At 64.8% G+C, this 21,033-nt stretch carries 17 protein-coding genes; 10 read left to right on the top strand and 7 right to left on the bottom strand.

The features are described from left to right. Nucleotides 1-67: 67 nt before the first annotated feature. The 3 genes from J2X54_RS18215 to J2X54_RS18205 all read right to left on the bottom strand — a co-directional run bounded on the left by J2X54_RS18215 (nucleotide 68) and on the right by J2X54_RS18205 (nucleotide 6,114). Nucleotides 68-2,071, bottom strand: a complete 2,004-nt coding sequence (locus tag J2X54_RS18215) for a hypothetical protein (RefSeq protein WP_310182459.1) — start codon at nucleotides 2,069-2,071, stop codon at nucleotides 68-70. 296 nt (nucleotides 2,072-2,367) lie between these two features. After that, on the bottom strand, nucleotides 2,368-4,953 hold the full coding sequence (locus J2X54_RS18210) for a bifunctional aconitate hydratase 2/2-methylisocitrate dehydratase (RefSeq protein WP_310182457.1): 2,586 nt from the start codon (nucleotides 4,951-4,953) through the stop codon (nucleotides 2,368-2,370). 147 nt (nucleotides 4,954-5,100) lie between these two features. Next, nucleotides 5,101-6,114 carry an NAD(P)-dependent alcohol dehydrogenase gene (locus J2X54_RS18205; protein ID WP_070250968.1) on the bottom strand — a complete coding sequence of 338 codons (1,014 nt, stop codon included), beginning with the start codon at nucleotides 6,112-6,114 and terminating at the stop codon, nucleotides 5,101-5,103. A 120-nt stretch (nucleotides 6,115-6,234) separates the two neighbouring features. Here J2X54_RS18205 and J2X54_RS18200 point away from each other — a divergent pair, with 120 nt between their 5' ends. Then, nucleotides 6,235-7,170 (top strand): LysR substrate-binding domain-containing protein, encoded by a 936-nt coding sequence (locus J2X54_RS18200; RefSeq protein ID WP_310182455.1) that lies wholly within the window; start codon nucleotides 6,235-6,237, stop codon nucleotides 7,168-7,170. On the opposite strand, the gene J2X54_RS18195 is transcribed toward J2X54_RS18200, so the two are convergent. Then, nucleotides 7,167-8,624, bottom strand: a complete 1,458-nt coding sequence (locus J2X54_RS18195; protein WP_310182454.1) for a TolC family protein — start codon at nucleotides 8,622-8,624, stop codon at nucleotides 7,167-7,169. The two genes, J2X54_RS18200 and J2X54_RS18195, sit on opposite strands and share 4 nt — an antisense overlap. A gap of 92 nt (nucleotides 8,625-8,716) precedes the next feature. Between J2X54_RS18195 and J2X54_RS18190 the strand changes: the two genes are divergently transcribed. The 3 genes from J2X54_RS18190 to J2X54_RS18180 all read left to right on the top strand — a co-directional run bounded on the left by J2X54_RS18190 (nucleotide 8,717) and on the right by J2X54_RS18180 (nucleotide 13,641). Continuing rightward, entirely contained in the window at nucleotides 8,717-9,334 is a 618-nt protein-coding gene (locus J2X54_RS18190; protein WP_310182452.1) for a TetR/AcrR family transcriptional regulator, read from the top strand. Nucleotides 9,335-9,418: 84 nt separating this feature from the next. Continuing rightward, nucleotides 9,419-10,576, top strand: a complete 1,158-nt coding sequence (locus J2X54_RS18185) for an efflux RND transporter periplasmic adaptor subunit (RefSeq protein ID WP_310182451.1) — start codon at nucleotides 9,419-9,421, stop codon at nucleotides 10,574-10,576. Continuing rightward, nucleotides 10,573-13,641, top strand: coding sequence for an efflux RND transporter permease subunit (locus tag J2X54_RS18180; RefSeq protein ID WP_310182450.1), 3,069 nt, complete (start codon nucleotides 10,573-10,575; stop codon nucleotides 13,639-13,641). Before J2X54_RS18185 ends, J2X54_RS18180 begins: the two co-directional genes overlap by 4 nt. Here J2X54_RS18180 and J2X54_RS18175 read toward each other — a convergent pair whose 3' ends face one another. Continuing rightward, nucleotides 13,642-14,022, bottom strand: coding sequence for a helix-turn-helix domain-containing protein (locus tag J2X54_RS18175; protein WP_310182448.1), 381 nt, complete (start codon nucleotides 14,020-14,022; stop codon nucleotides 13,642-13,644). A 90-nt stretch (nucleotides 14,023-14,112) separates the two neighbouring features. Between J2X54_RS18175 and J2X54_RS18170 the strand changes: the two genes are divergently transcribed. After that, nucleotides 14,113-14,868: an NAD(P)-binding domain-containing protein gene (locus J2X54_RS18170; RefSeq protein ID WP_310182447.1), complete on the top strand. Its 756-nt coding sequence runs from the start codon at nucleotides 14,113-14,115 to the stop codon at nucleotides 14,866-14,868. 98 nt (nucleotides 14,869-14,966) lie between these two features. On the opposite strand, the gene J2X54_RS18165 is transcribed toward J2X54_RS18170, so the two are convergent. After that, nucleotides 14,967-17,165: an OsmC domain/YcaO domain-containing protein gene (locus J2X54_RS18165; protein ID WP_310182446.1), complete on the bottom strand. Its 2,199-nt coding sequence runs from the start codon at nucleotides 17,163-17,165 to the stop codon at nucleotides 14,967-14,969. 154 nt (nucleotides 17,166-17,319) lie between these two features. On the opposite strand from J2X54_RS18165, the gene J2X54_RS18160 reads away from it, so the two are divergent. Beyond that, nucleotides 17,320-17,805 (top strand): antitoxin Xre/MbcA/ParS toxin-binding domain-containing protein, encoded by a 486-nt coding sequence (locus J2X54_RS18160; protein WP_310182445.1) that lies wholly within the window; start codon nucleotides 17,320-17,322, stop codon nucleotides 17,803-17,805. Next, nucleotides 17,802-18,257 (top strand): RES family NAD+ phosphorylase, encoded by a 456-nt coding sequence (locus J2X54_RS18155; RefSeq protein ID WP_310182444.1) that lies wholly within the window; start codon nucleotides 17,802-17,804, stop codon nucleotides 18,255-18,257. The genes J2X54_RS18160 and J2X54_RS18155 overlap by 4 nt, the downstream gene beginning before the upstream one ends. A gap of 19 nt (nucleotides 18,258-18,276) precedes the next feature. Here the strand turns inward: J2X54_RS18155 and J2X54_RS18150 are convergent, their stop codons facing one another. Next, entirely contained in the window at nucleotides 18,277-19,176 is a 900-nt protein-coding gene (locus tag J2X54_RS18150) for a LysR family transcriptional regulator (RefSeq protein WP_310182442.1), read from the bottom strand. Nucleotides 19,177-19,284: 108 nt separating this feature from the next. On the opposite strand from J2X54_RS18150, the gene J2X54_RS18145 reads away from it, so the two are divergent. The 3 genes from J2X54_RS18145 to J2X54_RS18135 all read left to right on the top strand — a co-directional run bounded on the left by J2X54_RS18145 (nucleotide 19,285) and on the right by J2X54_RS18135 (nucleotide 20,997). Next, a complete protein-coding gene (locus J2X54_RS18145) occupies nucleotides 19,285-19,611 on the top strand; it encodes a nuclear transport factor 2 family protein (protein ID WP_310182440.1) in 327 nt (108 codons plus the stop codon). A 74-nt stretch (nucleotides 19,612-19,685) separates the two neighbouring features. Then, the gene (locus J2X54_RS18140) at nucleotides 19,686-20,000 is read left to right on the top strand and encodes a metalloregulator ArsR/SmtB family transcription factor (RefSeq protein ID WP_070247886.1); all 315 of its coding nucleotides are present in this window, start codon (nucleotides 19,686-19,688) and stop codon (nucleotides 19,998-20,000) included. Nucleotides 20,001-20,031: 31 nt separating this feature from the next. Then, entirely contained in the window at nucleotides 20,032-20,997 is a 966-nt protein-coding gene (locus J2X54_RS18135) for an acyl-CoA desaturase (RefSeq protein WP_310182439.1), read from the top strand. The last annotated feature ends 36 nt before the right edge of the window (nucleotides 20,998-21,033 follow it).

The following is a 21,033-nucleotide window of genomic DNA, read 5'->3' as shown; positions in this document are numbered from 1 at the left end:
ACCGGCGCCTTCCTTATGTTCGGCAGATCACAAACGCTACCGACTAGCGGTTTCAGCGCGGGGCGGCCTAGTCGCGCAGGGTGACGCCGCCATCATCCACCACAGTGCGGTCGAGCGTCGCTGCAGCTGCAGCTGCAGCCAGGGTGGCCGGGGCAGCGTTGTCGTAATCGACGACCTCGGCGCCGGTAACCGCATCGACATGGGTGATGCGCACATGCAGGCGATCCGGCGCGCCACTTTGGCTGCCGCCATCATGCGCTTCGAGCGTGAAGCGGTAGCCGGCACGGCCGTTGAATCGCCCGGTGCCGCTCACGTGGGCCACCTGTCCTGCACGGCTGACGCCGATCTGCTCGCCGCGGAAGTGGAACGGCCCGCTCAGCACCAGCGCCTTCGCTGGCGCGCGGTTGGTATCGCCACCCAGCGGCACCCACAGAGAAAAACGCAATGGCGCCGCGCTGCTTACCCGGCCGACGGGGGCAGCGCCGGTGCCGAGGCGCAGCGTGCCGGCGCCGCTGACCGAGGCCAGCGCCGGATCATCCACCGTCACGTCCTGTACCAGCTCGGTCGAGCGGCCAGCCGAGTCGGTGACGCGCACGCGCACCGCCTGGAAGCCGGCGGCGCAGAAGCGGTGGCGCAGTGTGACTTGCCCCACGCCGCCGGCCTCGCGTACGATGGGTGCAGGTGACGGGCAGCCATCGGTCCACACCACGCTGGCCTGGTGGGTTTGCGTGGGCGAGTTGTCGATGAGGTTGACGGTCAGCGTGAGATCCTGGCCCAGTTCCACCGTGCGCGGCAAGGTGGTGATCGGACCGAGCACCGGCGCGTCGGTGCCGCGCGTGCCGGGACGCAGCATGACCAGGCCCGCATTCGAGTTGGCCAGGATGACGCCCGCTTCATTGATCGCCTGACCATATTGCACGACCAGTCCTGGCGGCGCCCGGTAGAGGCGGCTGTTCAAGTCGATCGGGGTGGTGAGGCCCGCCCAGCGCACGGCGCGCGAGAATGTCGCGCCCTGGCCGCCCGGCCACTGGACCGTGCCGACGATCTCGCCGGCGTTATTGATGTCGCTGGCAAAGCTGTCGGCAAGCGGATAACCGGGCAATCGTGCGAGTCCGCCGGTGGGCGTCCACTTGTAGGCAAACAGGCGTTGGTCGTTGCGCAGCGCGTAGCCGACCGCCTCGCTGCGATCGTTCAGGCTGGTCACATCGGTCACCGGACCGCCACCGTCGATCGGCACCATGCCGGTCAGGCGGCTCCAGAAAAAAGCCTGCTCATTCGGACTGCTGGCGGTGTCGGAGCGGCCGGCCACTTCGCTCCGCTCGTTGATATGCAGTCCGAACGCCCGGGTGCCGCCCAAGGTGCCCAGGTCGGTTCGCCTGCCGCTGGCATCCCACAACATGGCGGTAATGGCCCCGGAAGCGGCGTCGCCATACCCGGTGGCGATGTTTTGCCGGTTGATGGCATGGGCGATGGACAGCGAAAACGGACGCGGCCCGAACGGTACAAGGGCGCCGCCCGGATTCCACCGCACGGCGCGCGAAGAGATGCCGGTTTCGGCATTCAGGCCGGCGATGTACTCCAGGTCGTTGATGTCTTCCGCGCTGGCCACCGAGGTTCCCGGCAGCGCGCGCATGCCGCCGGCCGCAGTCCAGGTAAAGCCGAGGATGTTGCTGCGTGGCGCGGCGTCTTCCGAACTGCCCACCACCACCCCGAGGTTGTTCAAGCCGCGCACCAGGGTGTAGGTGCCGCCGAGGGTGCCGATAGGGTGGACGCGGTCGCCGTCGAAAAAGCCGTTGGTGGCGCCGTAGTAGTTGAAGGAATTGAAGGCGGCCTGGCCGCGTTCGTTAAGCAAGGCGGTGCCACCGCTTTCGGGCCACAGGTTGATGACGCTGTAGACGGTGCCAGGCGGCGTGATGGCGGAGTTGGTTGCGGAGTTGGTTGCGGAGTCGGCCGCTGCCGTGGCTGGCGCCGACGACAATACGGCGCAGAGCGCAGTGGAAGCCGCTGTGGTGACAGCAACGGCCATGGCGCGCGGTTGAAAACGGGGATGGAAGGTCAATGAGTGTTGCACGGTAATTCTCCCAGGCAGATTAAACGCAAGCGAACGCTCGCGCCAACGCTGGAAGACCTGTGGCCAGGTAATGCGCGGACAACCGCCTGTCCAACGTTACGCAGTACTCTAGGCGCACCAAAACAGGGCGAAATTGACATCAATCAAACTTTCCGAGAGTAAGCTCCGGGCAATCACAAGCCCAGCAAAACAAAATTTTGCTAAGCGAAACCCTATTAAATTTTGTTTTGAGAGCGCTCATAAAAAAACCCCAGCGAGCTGCAACAGCCCGTTGGGGTTCTCGGGGTGAGCCGTGTTTAAACGTTCACGGTATCGGCCACCGAGCTGAATTCTTCGATCTTGTCGAAGTTCATATAGCGGTAGATGTCGGCCGAATTGGCATCGAGCACGCCGGTGTGCTCCATGTACTCTGCACGGGTCGGGATGCGGCCCAGCAGCGAACACACCGAGGCCAGTTCGGCCGAACCCAGGTACACATTGGTTTCGATACCGAGACGGTTCGGGAAGTTACGCGTGGACGTCGACATCACGGTGGCGCCCTTGCGGATCTGCGCCTGGTTACCCATGCACAGCGAGCAACCCGGCATTTCCATGCGCGCGCCGGTGCGGCCCAGCGAGCCGTAATGGCCTTCGGACGTCAGCACCTGCTGGTCCATCTTGGTCGGTGGCGCGATCCACAGGCGCACCGGGATGTCCGATTTACCTTCCAGGACCTTCGACGCCGCGCGGAAGTGGCCGATATTGGTCATGCACGAACCGACGAACACGTCGTCGATCTTGGCGCCGGCGACTTCCGACAGGGTTTTCACATCGTCCGGGTCGTTCGGGCAGGCCACGATCGGCTCGTGGATGTCGGCCAGGTCGATCTCGATGACGGCGGCGTATTCGGCGTCGGCGTCGGGCGCCAGCAGTTCCGGCTTGTCGAGCCAGGCCTGCATCGCCTTGATGCGCCGCTCCAGCGTGCGCTGGTCGAGGTAGCCGTTGGCGATCATCCACTTCATCAGCGTGATGTTCGAGGTCATGTACTCGATGATCGGCTCTTTATCGAGGTGCACCGTGCAACCGGCAGCGGAGCGCTCGGCCGACGCGTCGGACAATTCGAACGCCTGTTCGACTTTGAGCTGCGGCAGGCCTTCGATTTCCAGGATGCGGCCGGAGAAGATGTTCTTCTTGCCCTTCTTGTCCACCGTGAGCATGCCCTGGCGGATCGCGTACAGCGGGATCGCGTTGACCAGGTCGCGCAGGGTCACGCCAGGCTGCATGGTGCCCTTGAAGCGCACCAGCACCGATTCCGGCATATCGAGCGGCATCACGCCAGTGGCGGCGGCAAACGCCACCAGGCCGGAACCTGCCGGGAACGAGATGCCGATCGGGAAGCGGGTGTGCGAGTCGCCGCCGGTGCCGACGGTGTCTGGCATCAGGAGGCGGTTGAGCCACGAGTGGATCACGCCGTCGCCCGGACGCAGGGCCACGCCGCCGCGGTTTTCGATAAAGGTCGGCAGTTCGCGGTGCATCTTGACGTCCACCACTTTCGGGTAGGCGGCGGTGTGGCAGAACGACTGCATCACCAGGTCGGCCGAGAAGCCCAGGCAGGCCAGGTCTTTCAGCTCGTCGCGGGTCATCGGGCCGGTGGTGTCTTGCGAGCCGACGGTAGTCATCTTCGGTTCGCAGTAGGTGCCAGGACGAATACCCTCGCCTTCCGGCATGCCGCAGGCGCGGCCGACCATTTTTTGCGCCAGCGAGTAGCCACGGCCGCTATCGACCGGGTTTTGCGGCAGGCGGAACAGCGTCGATGCGGGCAGGCCCAGCGCTTCGCGCGCCTTGGTGGTCAGGCCACGGCCGATGATCAATGGAATACGGCCACCGGCGCGCACTTCGTCGAACAGCACTTGCGACTTGACGGTGAATTCGGAGATGACCTTGCCATCCTTGAGCGCCTTGCCTTCGTACGGACGCAGTTCGACCACGTCGCCCATTTCCATTTGCGTCACATCGAGCTCGATCGGCAGCGCGCCGGCGTCTTCCATGGTGTTGTAGAAGATCGGAGCGATCTTGGTGCCCAGGCACACGCCGCCGAAACGCTTGTTCGGGATGAACGGGATGTCTTCGCCGGTAAACCACAGCACCGAGTTGGTGGCGGACTTGCGCGACGAACCGGTACCGACCACGTCACCGACGTAGGCGACCAGGTGGCCCTTGGCTTTCAGTGCTTCGAGCTGTTTCAGCGGACCGATCTTGCCCGGCTCTTCCGGGTTGATGCCGGGACGCGGGTTCTTCAGCATCGCCAGCGCGTGCAGCGGAATGTCGGGACGGGTGGTCGCGTCGGGCGCCGGCGACAGGTCGTCAGTATTGGTTTCGCCGGTAACCTTGAAAACGGTGATGGTCAGGCTGTGCGGCACTTCAGGACGCGAGGTGAACCACTCGGCGTCGGCCCACGATTGCAGCACGCCTTGCGCGCTGACGCTGCCCTTGTCGGCCAGTTCCTTGACGTCGTGGAAGTAATCGAACATCAGCAAGGTCTTTTTCAGGCCTTCGGCAGCGATGGCGCCAACGACCGGATCGTCGAGCAGGTCGATCATCGGCTTGATGTTGAAGCCGCCGAGCATGGTGCCCAGCAGGCGGGTGGCCAGCTCGCGCGAGACCAGCGGCGAGGTTTCCGCACCCTTGGCCACGCTGGCCAGGAACGCACACTTGACCTTGGCGGCATCATCGACGCCGGCCGGTACGCGGTTGGTGATCAGGTCAACCAGGAACTGTTCTTCGCCGGCTGGCGGATGCTTCAGGAGTTCGACCAGGTCCGACGTTTGATCGGCGGACAAAGGCAACGCAGGGATCCCGAGGGATGCACGTTCAGCGACGTGCTGGCGGTAGGCAGCTAGCATGAAAAACTCTCATTCAGGGTGGGTAGCGGAAGGAACCAGGCCAACTTCACCTGCTCCGGCCGCTATTGTACCTCAATGAGTCTTATATAAGACATATAACAGCAGACTCCATGAACCGTGAGTCTCCCGAGCAACAAAACACTGCCTTTACTGTGCGACCTTGATCACAACCTTGCCGAACGGTCCGCGCGCCAGGTGCTCGAAAGCCTGCACCGCTTCGTCGAAGCCATACACCTTGTCGATCACCGGCCTGATGCCGTGCTGGTCGAGGAAGGGATTCATGCGGTCGAACGAGGTGCGCGGCGCCACCGCGATGCCGCGGATCGTGGTCTGGCGGAAGATCACCGGCATCAGTTGCAACTGCGTGGTCTGCCCGGTCAGAAAGCCCACCTGGGCGATAATCCCGGCCGCCTTGGTCGCCTGCACCGATTGATTCAGCCCTGCGCCACCTGCCACGTCGATGGTGACGTCCACGCCCTTGCCGCCGGTTAGCGCCAGCACCTCGCGCTCCCAGTCCGGGTGGGTGCGGTAGTTGACACCATCACTCACGCCGAACGCCCTGGCCTTGGCCAGGTTGGCGTCGCTGCTGGACGTGGCGATCACACGGGCGCCGTGGGCTGCAGCGATTTGGGCGGCAAAGATCGAGACGCCGCCGGTGCCTTGCACCAGCACGGTCTGTCCCGGTTGCAGGCGGCCGACATCCATCAACGCGTACCAGGCAGTGAGCGCCGCGATCGGCAGGGTCGAGGCTTCCTCGTCGGTCATGCCGGCTGGCGCGCGCACCGCGCTGTCTTGGTGGATGATCATGTACTCGGCCAGCCCGCCCGGAAGCGGCATGCCGAAGCAGTACGCCGGCTCGTCCGGGCCTGGTTCGCCATCGATCCAGCGCGAATACAGGTGCGAGTTGACGCGGTCGCCGATGGCAAAGCGGGTAACACCGGCGCCTGTCGCGACCACCACGCCCACCGCGTCCGACACCGGAATGAGCGACTTGGGCACCAGGTGCGGCTCGTAAATGCCATCGATGATGGCCTTGTCGCGAAAGTTGAGCGACACCGCGCCCACCTTCACCAGCAGCTCGCCCGCCTGTGGCACCGGGGTCGGGACCTCGCCCTGTTGCAGGTTATTCAAACCAAAATCCTTCAGTAGCCATGCTTTCATCGTGTTCTCCTGTAGCGTGAGGACCGCAGCGGTGCTCAACGAGGAAACAGTCTAATTGCTTCCACCAGCTTCAGTAAGTAGTTATGATTCCAGTCTTTCCATCCTCATATTCCACAATCAATGGAAGACCGTTTTGCAGGACTGCGCGAATTCGTGCTCGCGATCGACAAGGGCAGCTTCAGCGCGGCCGCAGCAGAGCTGGGCGTGACCGGTTCGGCGGTGGGCAAAAGCATTTCGCGGCTGGAGGCCCGGCTGGGCGTGCAACTGCTGCACCGGACCACGCGCCGCATCGCGCTCACCACCGAGGGCGAGGCCTACCTGCTCAGTTGCCGGCGCGTGCTGGAGGAACTGGACCAGACCGAATCTTTTCTGGCCACCGGCCACCGCGAACCGGCAGGCCGGCTGCGTATCGAGCTGCCCACCACGTTCGGCCGGCGCCATGTCGTGCCACCCCTGCTGGCACTGGCGGCGCGCCACGACCGCCTCGACCTGTCGTTCACGTTGCGCGACCAGGCGGTGGACATGGTTGTCGAAGGCATCGATCTCGCGGTGCGCATCGGTACCCTGGGCAACCATCCCGACCTCATCGCGCGCCGCCTGGGCGACCAGCACATGGTGATCTGCGCTGCGCCAGACTACCTGGCGCGCAAGGGCACGCCGCGCAGCCACGCCGACCTGGCGGCGCACGACTGCCTGGCAGGCTGGCGCCGCACGGTCAGATCCACCTGGCTGTTGAAGGATGCGGCCGGCGCCATCGTCCCGCACGAGGTGCCGGTGCGCCACGAACTGCCCGACGGCGACGCCCTGCTCCAGGCCACGCTGGCCGGCAGCGGCCTGGCGCAGTTTCCCACCTGGCTCGCGGGCGACGCCTTGCGCACCGGCGCACTGGTGCAGGTGCTGGCGGATATGGGCGGCGGGGCGATGCCGATCCACGTGCTGTGGCAGAAGACCTGGCACCTGCAGCCCAAGGTACGCATCGCTGTCGATACGCTGGTGGACCTGGCGGCAAGCCGGCCCGACATCTTCGATGCGCGGCCGCCGGCCAACCGGGATTAACGCTGTGCCACCGACTCGGTTTGCGGCGCCGGCTGCCAGCCGCCACCGAGCGCCTTGAACGCCGCTACCGCCGCGCGCGCCGCCTCGGTTTGCGCCTGCGCGCGCAGGTCGGACGCCTGCAGCAGCCTGTCGTCCGCCTGCAGCACTTCGATCAGGCTCACCACGCCCTTCTGGTAAGCGGCAAACGACGCCTGGCGCGCCTGCTGCCACGCCTGCACGCCCTGCTCCAGCGTGGCGGCCTGGCGGTTGCGCTGATTCATGTCGGTCAACGCGTTTTCCACGTCGGCCGTGGCGCGCAGCGCCGACTGGCGGTAGGCTGCCAGCGCTTCCGCTTCCTGCCCGCGCGCCTGGTCGATCTGGGCGTTGATGCGGCCGAAGTCGAACAGGCGCCAGCGCAGGCCCAGCATGGCCGATGCCTGGCTGGCGTCATTGGTAAGCAGGTTGCCTCCCGAGATGGCGGTGGCGCTGCCGATCATGCCGCTTAATGAAAACTTCGGATAGAACTCGGCAATCGCCACGCCGATGCGGGCATTCGATGCAGCCAGCCGGCGCTCGGCCACGATCAGGTCGGGGCGGCGGCGCAACAGGTCGCCGGGCGTGCCGGTGGCCGTGATGACCGGCGCGGCCGGGATGGCAGATGCTGCGACCAGTTGCGCACGCTGCGTACCGGGCGCGCTGCCCAGCATGACGTCGAGCGCATTCATGGCGGTATCCTGCGCCGCTTCCAGCACCGGCAACGACGAGCGCACCTGTGCCAGCGCGCCCTCTACCTGGCGTACTTGCAGTTCCGGCACCAGGCCCTTGCCCAGCAACAGATTGAGGGTGGCCTGCAAGCCCTCTTGCGTGCGCACCTGCTTGCGGGCGACCTCGAGCCGCGCTTGCAGGCCGCGCAAGGTGATATACGTGTCGGCCGTCTGCGCGGCCACCGCCAGCCGGGTGGCGGCCGCGCCGGCGGCGGACGCCTGGTACTCGGCCAGCGCTGCTTCGCGCCCGCGCCGCAGCCCGCCAAACAGGTCGATTTCCCAGCCGGCGCCGATGCCGGCCTCGTAGGCGCTGCCGTAACGGTCGAAGCCCGGCTGCGAGTTGAGCACCTGGCCCAGCGGCGTTTCCACCGACTGGTAGGCGCGTGCCGCCTGCGCGTTCACGTTCGCAGACGGCAGCAGCGCTGCCTGGGCGGCGCCAAGACCGGCACGCGCCTGCGCCACGCGGGCCGACGCCTGCGCCAGGTCGAGGTTCTGCGCCAGCGCCAGCGTGATCAGCTGATCGAGTTGCGGATCGTGGAAATCCTGCCACCACTCGGACAGGTCGGCTGCCTGCGCGGTGGACTGGGCCAGGTAGTGCTGCGGCAGTTGCAGATCGGGGCGCGCGTAGTCGGGCCCCACGGCCGGAGCGGTGGCGCAACCTGTCACAAAACAGGCTGCCGCCAGCGCAATCAAAGGTCGGGTCGGGATCATGGAATTCCACTAGAGAAGAAAAGACGATAGTGACTATATCACTATTTAGTCACTTATTGTGCAAATCGGCGATGGGGGTTAAGCTGTCGGCCATGACTACTGCAACTACCAACAATGGCCCGACCCGGGGCCCGGCCGACCACGATGTGCGCGACCGGATCGTCACCGCCGCCACCGCCCACTTCCGCCTGTACGGCTACGAAAAGACCACCGTCTCCGACCTGGCCAAGGCAATCGGCTTTTCCAAGGCCTATATCTACAAGTTCTTCGAATCGAAGCAGGCCATCGGCGAACAGATTTGCGCCACCTGCCTGCTCGAAATCGAAACCGACGTGCGCGCGGCTGTCGATGGCGCGGAAGGCGCGCCGGAGAAGCTGCGCCGCCTGTTCAAGACCATCGTGGTGTCCAGCATGCGGCTGTTCTTCGAGGATCGCAAGCTGTTCGACATCGCCTCCTCCGCCGCCTCCGAACGCTGGGATTCTGCGCAGCGCTACGAGCTGCGCATCCAGGGTGTGTTGACGGACATCCTGCGCCTGGGCCGCGACAACGAAGACTTCGAACGCAAGACGCCGCTGGACGAAACCGTCAGCGCGATCTACCTGGTGCTGCGGCCTTACCTGAACCCGCTGCTGCTGCAGTACAGCTTCGACTCGGTCGACCACGCCCCCGCCCAGTTATCGAGCCTGGTGCTGCGCAGCTTATCGAGATGATCATTCTAAATCGAACGTGACCGTTGACATAATTAGTCACTAGTCTCAAAATGAAATCCTGTTTTGTTCACTCACGGGATTTCTATGCCTCGCCGCCTTGCCGCCACCGCTGCCCTGTCCGCCGTTTGCCTGCCTACCTTGGCATTGCTGCTGGCCGGCTGCGGCAAATCGCCACCTTCCGATCCTCGTACCGAAGCGCCGCTGGTGCGCACCACCACGCTCAGCGCAGCCGCACTCGGCGCGCGGACCTTCACCGGCACGGTCGCCGCCCGCGTCCAGAGCGAACCGGGGTTCCGGGTGGCCGGCAAAGTCCTCGAACGGCTGGTCGATACCGGCCAGCAGGTCAAGCGCGGCCAGGTGCTGATGCGTATCGATCCGATCGACCTGAAACTGGCTGCCACCGCCCAGCTGGAAGCGGTGGCTGCCGCGCGGGCGCGCGCCCGGCAAACCGCGCAAGACGAAGCCCGCTACCGCGACTTGCGCGGCACCGGCGCCATTTCCGCCTCTGCCTACGACCAGGTAGCCGCCGCAGCGGATGCCGCAAACGCGCAGCTGAAGGCAGCCGAAGCCCAGGCCGAAGTGGCGCGCAACGCCAGCCGCTACGCCGAACTGGTGGCCGATGCCGACGGCATCGTCATGGACACCCTGGCCGAACCGGGCCAGGTGGTCGCTGCCGGCCAGCCGGTGCTGCGCCTGGCGCGCGCCGGCAGCCGCGAAGCCGTGATCGCATTGCCCGAAACCCTGCGCCCGCAGTTGGGATCGACCGGGCTGGCCACGCTGTTCGGCCAAAGCGGGCAAGCCGTTCCCACGCGCCTGCGCCAGCTGTCCGACACTGCCGATCGCGCCACCCGTACCTACGAGGCGCGCTATGTGCTGGAAGGCCCGCTGGCTGCAGCGCCACTGGGTGCGACCGTGACCATCGCGCTGCCCGATGCGGCATCCGGTGCGAAAGCCGGAACCGGCGCCGACACGCAAGCAAACGTTGGCGCCTGGTCGGTACCGATGGGCGCCCTGCACGATGCCGGCAAGGGACCGGGCCTGTGGCTGATCCACGGGCAACCGGCCAAGGTGACCTGGCGACCGGTGGCCGTGCAGCGCCTGGGCGAGGACGTCGCCTTTGTCACCGGACCTTTTAAATCGGGCGAGCGTATCGTGGCGCTGGGCGCACACCTGCTGCGCGAAGGAGAAGCGGTAAGGCTGGCAGCAGCCTCACCAGCGACCACCACCGGAGCCAAACAATGAGTGCGGGTCGCTTCAACCTCTCCGCACTGGCCGTGCGCGAGCGCGCGATTACCCTGTTCCTGATCCTGCTGATCTCGGTCGCCGGCGTGGTCTCGTTCTTCAAGCTCGGACGCGCCGAAGACCCGGCCTTCACGATCAAGGTGATGACCGTGATCACCGCCTGGCCCGGGGCCACCGCGCAGGAAATGCAGGACCAGGTGGCTGAAAAGCTTGAAAAGCGCCTGCAGGAACTGCGCTGGTACGAGCGCAGCGAAACCTACACCCGCCCCGGCCTCGCCTTCACCACGCTGACGCTGCAGGACAGCACGCCCCCCGCCGAGGTGCAAGAGCAGTTCTACCAGGCCCGTAAAAAGGTGGGCGACGAGGCGGGTAACCTGCCGCAGGGCGTGATCGGCCCGATGGTCAACGACGAATACGCGGACGTGACGTTTGCGCTGTTCGCCTTGAAGGCCAAGGGCGAGCCGCAGCGCCTGCTGGTGCGCGACGCCGAAACCCTGCGCCAGCGGCTGCTGCATGTACCGGGCGTCAAAAAAGTCAACATCATCGGCGAGCAGCCGGAACGCATTGACGTCGAATTCTCGCACGAGCGCCTGGCCACCTTGGGCGTGGCGCCGCAGCAGGTGTTCGCTGCACTGAACAACCAGAACGTGTTGACGCCTGCCGGCTCGATCGATACCAGGGGACCGCAGGTATTCATCCGCCTCGACGGTGCGTTCGACCAGCTGCAAAAAATCCGCGACACGCCGATCGTGGTGCAGGGCCGCACCCTGAAGCTGTCGGACATCGCCACCGTCAAGCGTGGCGTCGAAGATCCGTCGAGCTTCATCCTGCGCAACGGCGGCGAACCGGCGCTGTTGCTGGGCGTCGTGATGCGCGACGGCTGGAATGGCCTGGACCTGGGCAAGTCGCTGGACACGGAAGTGGGCGCCATCAATGCCGAACTGCCGCTGGGCATGGGCCTGACCAAGGTCACCGACCAGGCGGTCAATATCGGGGCGTCGGTCGATGAATTCATGGTCAAGTTCTTCGTGGCGCTGCTGGTGGTGATGGTGGTGTGCTTCGTCAGCATGGGCTGGCGCGTGGGCATCGTGGTCGCCGCCGCCGTGCCGCTGACACTGGCGGTGGTATTCATCGTGATGGCAGCAACCGGCAAGAACTTCGATCGCATCACGCTCGGTTCGCTGATCCTGGGACTAGGCCTGCTGGTGGACGACGCCATCATCGCCATCGAGATGATGGTGGTCAAAATGGAGGAAGGCTACGACCGCATCGCCGCGTCGGCCTACGCCTGGAGCCACACGGCCGCGCCGATGCTGGCCGGCACCCTGGTCACGGCAGTGGGCTTCATGCCCAACGGTTTTGCGCGCTCGTCCGCAGGCGAATACACCAGCAATATGTTCTGGATCGTCGGCATCGCGCTGATCGCGTCGTGGGTGGTGGCGGTGGTGTTCACTCCCTACCTGGGCGTAAAAATGCTGCCGCAGTTGAAAAAGGTCGAAGGCGGCCACGAAGCGATGTACAACACGCCGCGCTACCAGCGTTTCCGCGACCTGCTGGGCCGCGCGATCGCCCGCAAGTGGGTCGTTGCCGGCGCCGTGGTGGGACTGTTCGCGCTGTCCGTCGGCGGCATGGCCGTGGTCAAGAAGCAGTTCTTCCCCGTGTCCGACCGGCCGGAAGTGCTGGTCGAAGTGCAGATGCCGTTCGGTACCGCAATCGGCCAGACCAGCGCCGCCACCGCCAAGGTGGAAGCGTGGCTGGCCCAACAGCCGGAAGCGAAAATCGTCACCGCCTACATCGGCCAGGGCGCGCCGCGCTTCTACCTGGCGATGGGACCGGAGATGCCCGATCCGTCGTTCGCCAAGATCGTCATCCGCACCGACAGCCAGGACGAACGTGACGCGCTGAAAACGCGGCTGCGCACGGTCATTGCCGGCGGCCTCGCGCCGGAAGCGCAGGTACGCGTGACGCAACTGGTGTTCGGTCCGTACTCGCCGTACCCGGTGGCCTACCGCGTGAGCGGCCCCGATCCGGCCAAGCTGCGCGACATTGCGGCCGAGGTGCAGCATGTGCTCCAAGCGAGCCCGATGATGCGCACCGTGAACAACGACTGGGGCGTGCGCACGCCTTCGCTGCACTTCACCTTGCAGCAGGACCGTTTGCAGGCAGTGGGCCTGACGTCCACCTCGGTGGCGCAGCAACTGCAGTTTTTGCTCAGCGGCGTGCCGCTGACCGCGGTGCGCGAGGATATCCGTACCGTGCAGGTGATGGCGCGCTCCGCCGGCGGCAACCGACTGGACCCGGCCCGCATCGCCGACTTCACGCTGTCGGGCGCCGACGGCCAGCGCATTCCGCTCTCGCAGGTGGGCACGGTGGACGTGCGGTTCGAGGAACCGCTGGTGCGCCGCCGCGACCGTGTACCGACGATGACCGTCCGTGGTGACATCGCCGACGGCCTGCAGCCGCCCGACGTTTCGGGCGCCCTCACTGCCCAGCTGCAAACGATCATCGCCAAACTGCCAAGCGGCTACCACATCGTTGAAGCTGGATCGATCGAGGAATCGGGCAAGGCCACCAAGGCGATGCTGCCGCTGTTCCCGATCATGCTGGCGATCACCCTGTTGATCATCATCTTCCAGGTACGCTCGATCGCGGCGATGGTGATGGTGTTCCTGACCAGTCCCTTGGGCCTGATGGGCGTCGTGCCGACCTTGATCGCGTTCGGGCAGCCGTTCGGCATCAATGCGCTGGTGGGCTTGATCGCGCTGTCGGGCATCCTGATGCGCAACACGCTGATCCTGATCGGCCAGATCGACGACAACCAGAAGGCGGGACTCGATCCGTTCCACGCGGTAGTGGAAGCGACGGTGCAGCGCTCACGGCCCGTGATCCTCACCGCGCTGGCCGCCGTGCTGGCGTTCATCCCGCTCACCCACTCGGTATTCTGGGGAACACTGGCCTACACGCTGATCGGCGGCACCATCGCCGGCACCGTGCTCACGCTGGTGTTCCTGCCGGCGATGTATGCGATCTGGTTCAAGATCGCGCCGCCGGCAAAGGCCGCGTGATCAGGCGATAGTTCGGGGAGTGGACCGGGAGCGACGCATCTCGGCCCACTCGATCAGCGCCTGCATCGACGGCCCCAGCGCAAAACCGATGTCGGTGAGCGCGTATTCCACCCGGGGCGGCACTTGCGCAAACACCGTGCGCAGCACGATGCCGTCCTGTTCCAGCTGCTTGAGCTGCTGGATCAGCATCTTTTGATTGACGCCGTCGATCAGCCGTTCCAGGTCCGAGAACCGCAGCGGCGCCTTGGCTGCGAACAGCTGGCATAGGATGATGATCTTCCATTTCCCTTCCAGCACGCGCAGCGTTTCGGTGGTGCTGGCCGCCCATTCGCGGCGTTTTTCGGGATCGCTGCAGTTCCATACGCGTTCTTGCTGGCTCATTTTGGTTAGCTACTTACTTTTTAGTCGGTACTTCCCATTATCTCATGGACTGCCTAAACTGGCTGCTTGAAGAATCCCACAGGAGGAATTATGCGCATCGGAATTATCGGCACCGGCAATATCGGCGGCACGCTCGCCCGCAAACTGGTTGCGGCAGGCCACGACGTCCGCGTCGCCAACACCCGTGGCGTCGAGGGCGCGCGCGAACTGGCCGACGCGGCCAAGGCCACCGCAGCGAGCCTGCAAGATGTGGTCCAAGACGTGGAAGTGGTGATCCTGGCTATACCGCTGCCGGCCATGCGCGACCTGCCCGCCGGCCTGTTCGACGCAGTCGCGCCCACGGTCGCCGTGATCGACACCAGCAATTACTATCCCGGCATGCGCGATGAGCCCATCGCGGAGATCGACGAGGGAACGGCGGAAAGCATCTGGGTGGTGCGGCAGATCGGCCGCCCGGTGATCAAAAGCTTCAACAACATCCTGGCCTACAGCCTGGCCGAACTGGGTCGACCGGCCGGTGCGACCGACCGCCTGGCGATTGCGGTGGCTGGCGACGACGAGGCAGCCAAACAGACGGCCATGACGCTGGTCGACGATATCGGTTTCGATGCGGTCGATGCGGGATCCCTGGAAGAATCGTGGCGCCAGCAGCCGTCAACCCCGGCCTACTGCTGCGACGACAATGCGGACACCATGCGCGCAGCGCTGGCGGCCGCCGTCAAGGGCGAAGCGGCCGCCAAACGCGATCGCTTGCCGGCGCTGTTTGCAGAACTGGGGCCCGCCCCCACTCATGCCGATATCGTCGCCATGAACCGCCGGGTGAACCGGCAGGTGGGCGGGAGCTAGGCCACAAAAGGAAGCCAGTTGAGTTGCTAGTTGAGTTGCTAGTTGAGTTGCCGGTTGAGCCGCCAGTTGAGCCGGCGGGCCAGCGCCGGCCGCGTGGCCTAGCGTGCAGCCGCCCTGGCGCGCGCTGCGTGCAGCTTCTTGTAGCTGTCGATCAGGCGCGCGTGGCGGTCCAGGCCTTCGAGCTTCATGCTCGTTGGCGTGAGACCATGGAAGCGTACCGTGCCAGCCACGGAGCCGAGCACCGCGTCCATGCGCGCGTCGCCGAACATGCGGCGGAAGTTGACTTCGTAGTCTGCCAGCGCCATGTCGTCGTCGAGCTCCACTTCCAGCACCACGTTGAGCGCCTGGTAGAACAGGCGGCGCTCGACCGTGTTGTCGTTGTACTGCAGGAAGGACTCGACCAGTTCCTTGGCTTCGTCGAAGTTTGTCAGCGCCAGGTTGATCAGCAGTTTCAGCTCCAGCGTGGTGAGCTGGCCCCACTCGGTGTTCTCGTCGAACTCGATGCCGATCAGGGTGGCGATATCGCCGTATTCATCGAGCTCGTTGTCGTCCAGTCGTTCGAGCAGCGCTTCGAGCGCGTCATCGTCCAGCCGGTGCAGATTGAGCACATCTGCGCGGAACAGCAGCGCCTTGTTGGTGTTATCCCAGACCAGGTCTTCTACCGGGTAGACTTCCGAATAGCCGGGCACCAGGATGCGGCAGGCGACCGCACCGAGGTCGTCGTACACGGCGGTATAAACTTCCTTGCCCATGTCCTTGAGGATGCCGAACAGCGTGGCCGCTTCCTCGGCGTTGGAGTTTTCGCCCTTGCCCGAGAAGTCCCAATCGACGAAATCGTAATCGGCCCTGGCGCTGAAGAAGCGCCACGAGACGATACCGCTCGAATCGATGAAGTGTTCGACAAAATTGTTCGGCTCCGTCACCGCTTCGCTGGCGAACGTCGGTTGCGGCAGGTCGTTGAGGCCTTCGAAGCTGCGACCTTGCAGCAATTCGGTGAGGCTGCGCTCGAGCGCCACTTCCAGGCTCGGATGGGCGCCGAACGAGGCAAACACGCCGCCGGTGCGCGGGTTCATCAGCGTCACGCACATGACCGGGTACACGCCCCCCAGGGACGCATCCTTGACCAACACCGGGAAGCCCTGCTCTTCCAGCCCCTTGATGCCGGCCACGATGCCGGGATACCTGGCCAGCACGTCCTGCGGCACATCCGGCAAGGCCATTTCGCCCTCGATGATTTCGCGCTTGACGGCGCGCTCGAAGATCTCGGACAGGCACTGCACCTGCGCTTCGACCAGCGTGTTACCGGCGCTCATGCCGTTGCTGACGTAGAGGTTTTCCACCAGGTTGCTCGGGAAGTACACGGTCGCGCCATCGGACAGCCGCGTGTACGGCAGCGCGCAGATGCCGCGCTCCGTGTTGCCGGAGTTGGTGTCGATCAGGTGCGAGCCGCGCAGTTCGCCGTCGGCGTCGTAGATATCGCGCGTGTAGTCGTCGAGGATCTCGGCCGGCAGCTTGTCGCGGCGGGCCGGCTTGAACCAGCGCTCGTTCGGGTAGTGGACAAAGTCGGCGTTGGCGATGTCCTCGCCCCAGTAGCTGCCGGCATAGAAATGGTTGTTGTTCAGGCGTTCGATGTACTCGCCCAGGGCCGAGGCCAGCGCGCTTTCCTTGGTGGCGCCCTTGCCGTTGGTGAAGCACATCGGCGAATGGGCGTCGCGGATATGCAGCGACCACACGTTGGGCACGATGTTGCGCCACGAGGCGATTTCGATCTTGATGCCGAGGTTGGCCAGCACGCCCGACATGTTGGCAATGGTCTGCTCGAGCGGCAGGTCCTTGCCGGGAATGAAGGTGCGCACGGCGGCGCCGGGATTGAGGGTGAGCAGGGCCTGCGCATCGGCGTCGAGGTTGGCCACTTCTTCGATCACGAAGTCGGGGCCTTCCTGCACCACTTTTTTGACCGTGCAGCGGTCGATCGAGCGCAGGATGCCCTGGCGGTCCTTGTCGGAGATGTCGGCTGGCAGCTCGACCTGGATCTTGAAGATCTGTTTATATCGATTTTCAGGATCGACGATATTGTTTTGCGAGAGGCGGATATTCTCGGTCGGGATATTGCGCGTGTTGCAATACAACTTGACGAAATACGCTGCGCACAGGGCTGACGACGCCAAAAAATAGTCGAACGGGCCGGGGGCCGAGCCGTCGCCTTTGTATCGGATGGGCTGGTCAGCGATGACCGTAAAATCATCGAACTTGGCTTCGAGCCGCAGCTTGTCGAGAAAGTTGACCTTGATTTCCATGGGAGGCTTCCAATTCTGGTGCTAAAAATGAGAGTGACAGCATTATCGGTCAAATCGGCGCGGCTGCGTGGTTTGCGTATGAGCAAGCATCAAGCAACGAGATTTGCAAACCACCTCCAGAAGGTATAACCTAAACTTCCATACGGAGGTTATCATGACAGACAAAGCCCGGACCGGAACTGGCGCTCCCCGCTCCCCACGCACCGCGCCCCCTGATCCGGCCAGCCAGGCCAAGCCGGCCAGTTTCGCCGAACTGATGCGCCTGTCGGGCGGCAGCGATGCGGTTGACGCGATCCGCATAGGTTTTCCAGCTGGCATGATCAAGGACGCCGGCATTTATTTCGATGTTCCGGCCCAGCGCATCCGCAGCATTGCACGCCTGCCGGAAACCACCGCCCACACCCTGGTCAAGCGAGGTGCGTTGATGGATGCAGCCGCTTCGGAGCGGATGTGGCGGCTGGCGGACCTGATGAGCTTGGCGCAGGAAGTGTTCGACGACGAGGAGGCCGCCAAAGCCTGGCTGCGCACGCCCAACCTGACCTTCCACGATACCGCGCCGATGGACTATCTCGATACCGAGCCCGGCGCCATCGCGGTACGCCAGGTGCTCAACGCCATCGCCACCGGCGGTGCGTTATGAGACTCTGGCGCATTGCTCACCGCAAATACGCGCTCGACCGGCATTGCGCCGGCGCGGCCTTGTATGGCGGGCGCTGGAATCCGATCGGCTTGCCGGCGCTGTATTGCGGCGGCACCATCGCCATCACCTCGCTTGAAAAGCTGGTGCACCTGGGTACAACGCCCTGCCCGCCCCTGCTGCTGGTGGCCGTGGACCTGCCCGATGACAGCGCGGTGTACGAGCCCGGCGACAATGTGTTGCCAGACGGGTGGGATGCGCTGCCCCTGTCCACTGCCGCGCAATCGTTCGGCGGCGAATGGCTACGGCGCGGCGACACCCTGGCCATGAAAATTCCGTCCGTGATCGTGCCGGAAGAAGCCAACTTCGTCATCAATCCGCTGCACCCGGACTACCCGCAGGTGCAACTGACGGCATTGCGGCCATTTTCATTCGACCGGCGACTGGCGAAATAGCGCTCGCCCGGCCGCGGCACTAAGGAATAGCGCCGGCTGTCGCCATGTCGATGAAGGCGCGCAGCTTGGGCTGGCTCTGGGTTTTGGCGGCAAAGTACAGGAACAACCCCGGAGTGCGCGACACGAACGGCTGCAGCACGCGCTCGAGTCGCCGCGCCGCCAGGTCGTCGGCGATTTCGATGTCGGGCAAATAGGCCAGTCCCAGCCCGGAGCGCGCAAAATCGGCGATCAGGCCGGTGTCGTTGACGACCAGCTGCTGGCCGGTCTCCACCTGGAAGCGGTCGCCATCGCGCACGAAACCCCACGGCGCCAGCGCCTTCGAGCAGTGAAAGCGATAGCGCACGGTGGCATGGCGTACCAGGTCTTCGGGAATGTTCGGGCGGCCGGCGCGAGCCAGGTACGCCGGCGCAGCGACCACCGACCAGTGCAGATCTTCGGTCAGCCTCACCGCCACCATGTCCTGCGCGACCTGGTGCCCGAGCCGGATGCCGGCATCGAAACCCTGTTCCAGCAGATCCACTTCGCCATCGTCGAGCGAGATATCGAGCGCCACGTCGGGATAGGCGTGCCGAAAGCGCGGCGCCAGTTCTTTCAGGACCAACGCGCCCAATGCGCGCGGCACCGTGAGCCGCAAGGTGCCCGCAGGCCGGTCGCGGTAGCGCGTGAGCGCCAGGAAGGCGTCGTCGATCTGGGCGGTGGCCGCCAGCAGGCTGGCATACAGGGCGCTGCCGGCTTCGGTGAGCGCCACCCGCCGCGTATTGCGGACAAAAACCATCACGCCATGCTGCGCCTCGAGCAGCTTGACGGCCTTGCTGGCGGCGGCGGGCGTGACGCCCAGGCGGATCGCGGCAGCCGTGAAGCTGCGCGCCTCGGCCACGGCCAGGAAGATGCGGATCGCTTCCATCGAATACGGTTTCATGCGTTTGACTATTAACTTTAAGTTGACAGTTTATACCGCAAACCGCGTATCGTGCCCGAATCCTTCCGCATACCATGATCACTCGCACAACTCACACAGGAGAACAACATGATGATCGAACTGCCAGCCGTGGTGGCGGATTATTTCAATGCGGACAATGCCCATGACGCCGACGGTGTCGCAGCGTGCTTTGGCGAAGACGGCGAGGTACGCGACGAGCACGAACGCCACCAGGGCCACGACGCCATCCGCGCCTGGAAGCGCGCGACCGGTGCCAAGTATGCCGCCACCATCGCACCGCTCGATTGCACGCTGACGGCGCGCGGTTGCGTGATCAAGGGTGAAGTGTCGGGTAATTTCCCCGGCAGCCCGGTGGTGCTGGGTTTTGATTTTCAACTCGCTGGGGCGAAGATCGCGGCACTGGAAATCCGGTAACGGCATAACTTCGTTGACATCGCTCAAAACAACGATTAACCTATTAACAAATTCGTTAATAGGTTAATCCTTTCATGGCCCTCGATCTTGTTTTTGAAGCGCTGGCGTCCAGCCCGCGCCGGCAAATCCTCGCCTACCTGTCGGAGGCGCGGCTGTCCACGTCCGACCTGGCGCAGCGCTTTTCCATGAGCGCGCCAGCCATCTCGCGCCACCTGTCCATCCTGGAAAACGCCGGCCTGGTCACGCGCGAGCGCGAGGGCCAGTTCGTCTACTACCAGCTCAATCGCGACCGCCTGGTCAACACCCTTACCGGCTATGCGTTCGAAGTGTGCCCAGTCGCCGGGCCGCTCAAGCGCGAGTCGCGCGCACTGAAAAAATCCGGTAACTGACCAGCAGTAGAACACTCACCAGGGGATGACCATGACCGAACGGGCGGCAAGTCTGCTGCAACACCGGGTGCGCTGCGCGGACGACGCGTGCGTGATCGATGGCGAAGTGCGTTACGCGCCCGTCAAATCGCTGTGGCTGATCGGAATGGCCGGCGCCGCGATCATCGGCGGCACCGTGTATTTCAGCGTGGCCGCGTTTGTCGTCTTCATCGTCGCCACGGGCGTGGTGCTGCTGTTCGGGCACTCGCTCGGCAGCCACCGCAAGCTGATACACAACAGCTACCAGTGTCCGAAGTGGCTCGAATACCTGCTGGTGTATCTCGGCGTGCAGGTGGGCCTGGCCGGTCCCCTCGGCCTGCTGCGCCAGCACGAACTGCGCGACTACGCCCAGCGCCTGCCCGTGTGCCACGACTACCTGCGCCATGGCCGCGGCCTGTGGACTGACGCCTGGTGGCAGTTGCACTGCGACCTGCACCTGGCATCGCCCCCGCACATCGAGCTCGAAGCGCGCGTGGCCGGCGATCGCTTCTACCGCTTCCTCGAGCGCACCTGGATGCTGCAACAGCTGCCGCCGGCACTGCTGCTGTACTGGTGGGGCGGCTGGGGCTTCGTGTTCTGGGGCGTGTGCGCGCGGGTGACGGCCGGCGTGATCGGGCACTGGCTGATCGGCTACTTCGCCCACAACCACGGCGGCATGCGTTACGAAGTGACAGGCGCCGCGGTGCAGGGCCGTAACATCCAGCTCACGTCGCTCTTGACAATGGGCGAGTGCTGGCACAACAATCACCACGCTTACCCGGGGTCGGCCCGCCTTGGCCTTGCCGAAGGCGAATGGGATCCGGGATGGTGGGTGCTGCGCGGCATGCAGTGCGCCGGCCTGGCGTGGGATGTCAAGCTGCCGGCCGATTTGCCGGTGCGACCGGAACTGCGCGCGGTCGGCGAGCGTGCCACGCTCGCTGCTGCCCTGCCGTTGGCAGCTGCGCCGGAACAAACTTGAACTGACGGCGCGACATCGCCATCACCTGGAGCGCAC

This window comes from Duganella sp. 3397 (genome assembly GCF_031456625.1).
In the GTDB taxonomy this organism is placed as follows: Bacteria; Pseudomonadota; Gammaproteobacteria; order Burkholderiales; family Burkholderiaceae_D; genus Rugamonas; species Rugamonas phyllosphaerae.
The sequence above is the reverse complement of the archived record's forward strand: the minus strand, read 5'-3'. Positions and strand labels throughout refer to the sequence as shown.

Excerpts from the sequence above, each read along its gene's own strand:
- J2X54_RS18160 (WP_310182445.1), top strand. The coding sequence starts at position 17,320 with ATGACAGACAAAGCCCGGACCGGAACTGGCGCTCCCCGCTCCCCACGC.
- J2X54_RS18185 (WP_310182451.1), top strand. The coding sequence starts at position 9,419 with ATGCCTCGCCGCCTTGCCGCCACCGCTGCCCTGTCCGCCGTTTGCCTG.
- J2X54_RS18190 (WP_310182452.1), top strand. The coding sequence starts at position 8,717 with ATGACTACTGCAACTACCAACAATGGCCCGACCCGGGGCCCGGCCGAC.
- J2X54_RS18175 (WP_310182448.1), bottom strand. The coding sequence starts at position 14,022 with ATGAGCCAGCAAGAACGCGTATGGAACTGCAGCGATCCCGAAAAACGC.
- J2X54_RS18200 (WP_310182455.1), top strand. The coding sequence starts at position 6,235 with ATGGAAGACCGTTTTGCAGGACTGCGCGAATTCGTGCTCGCGATCGAC.
- J2X54_RS18205 (WP_070250968.1), bottom strand. The coding sequence starts at position 6,114 with ATGAAAGCATGGCTACTGAAGGATTTTGGTTTGAATAACCTGCAACAG.
- J2X54_RS18155 (WP_310182444.1), top strand. The coding sequence starts at position 17,802 with ATGAGACTCTGGCGCATTGCTCACCGCAAATACGCGCTCGACCGGCAT.
- J2X54_RS18170 (WP_310182447.1), top strand. The coding sequence starts at position 14,113 with ATGCGCATCGGAATTATCGGCACCGGCAATATCGGCGGCACGCTCGCC.
- J2X54_RS18165 (WP_310182446.1), bottom strand. The coding sequence starts at position 17,165 with ATGGAAATCAAGGTCAACTTTCTCGACAAGCTGCGGCTCGAAGCCAAG.
- J2X54_RS18145 (WP_310182440.1), top strand. The coding sequence starts at position 19,285 with ATGATGATCGAACTGCCAGCCGTGGTGGCGGATTATTTCAATGCGGAC.
- J2X54_RS18210 (WP_310182457.1), bottom strand. The coding sequence starts at position 4,953 with ATGCTAGCTGCCTACCGCCAGCACGTCGCTGAACGTGCATCCCTCGGG.
- J2X54_RS18150 (WP_310182442.1), bottom strand. The coding sequence starts at position 19,176 with ATGAAACCGTATTCGATGGAAGCGATCCGCATCTTCCTGGCCGTGGCC.
- J2X54_RS18135 (WP_310182439.1), top strand. The coding sequence starts at position 20,032 with ATGACCGAACGGGCGGCAAGTCTGCTGCAACACCGGGTGCGCTGCGCG.
- J2X54_RS18195 (WP_310182454.1), bottom strand. The coding sequence starts at position 8,624 with ATGATCCCGACCCGACCTTTGATTGCGCTGGCGGCAGCCTGTTTTGTG.
- J2X54_RS18140 (WP_070247886.1), top strand. The coding sequence starts at position 19,686 with ATGGCCCTCGATCTTGTTTTTGAAGCGCTGGCGTCCAGCCCGCGCCGG.
- J2X54_RS18180 (WP_310182450.1), top strand. The coding sequence starts at position 10,573 with ATGAGTGCGGGTCGCTTCAACCTCTCCGCACTGGCCGTGCGCGAGCGC.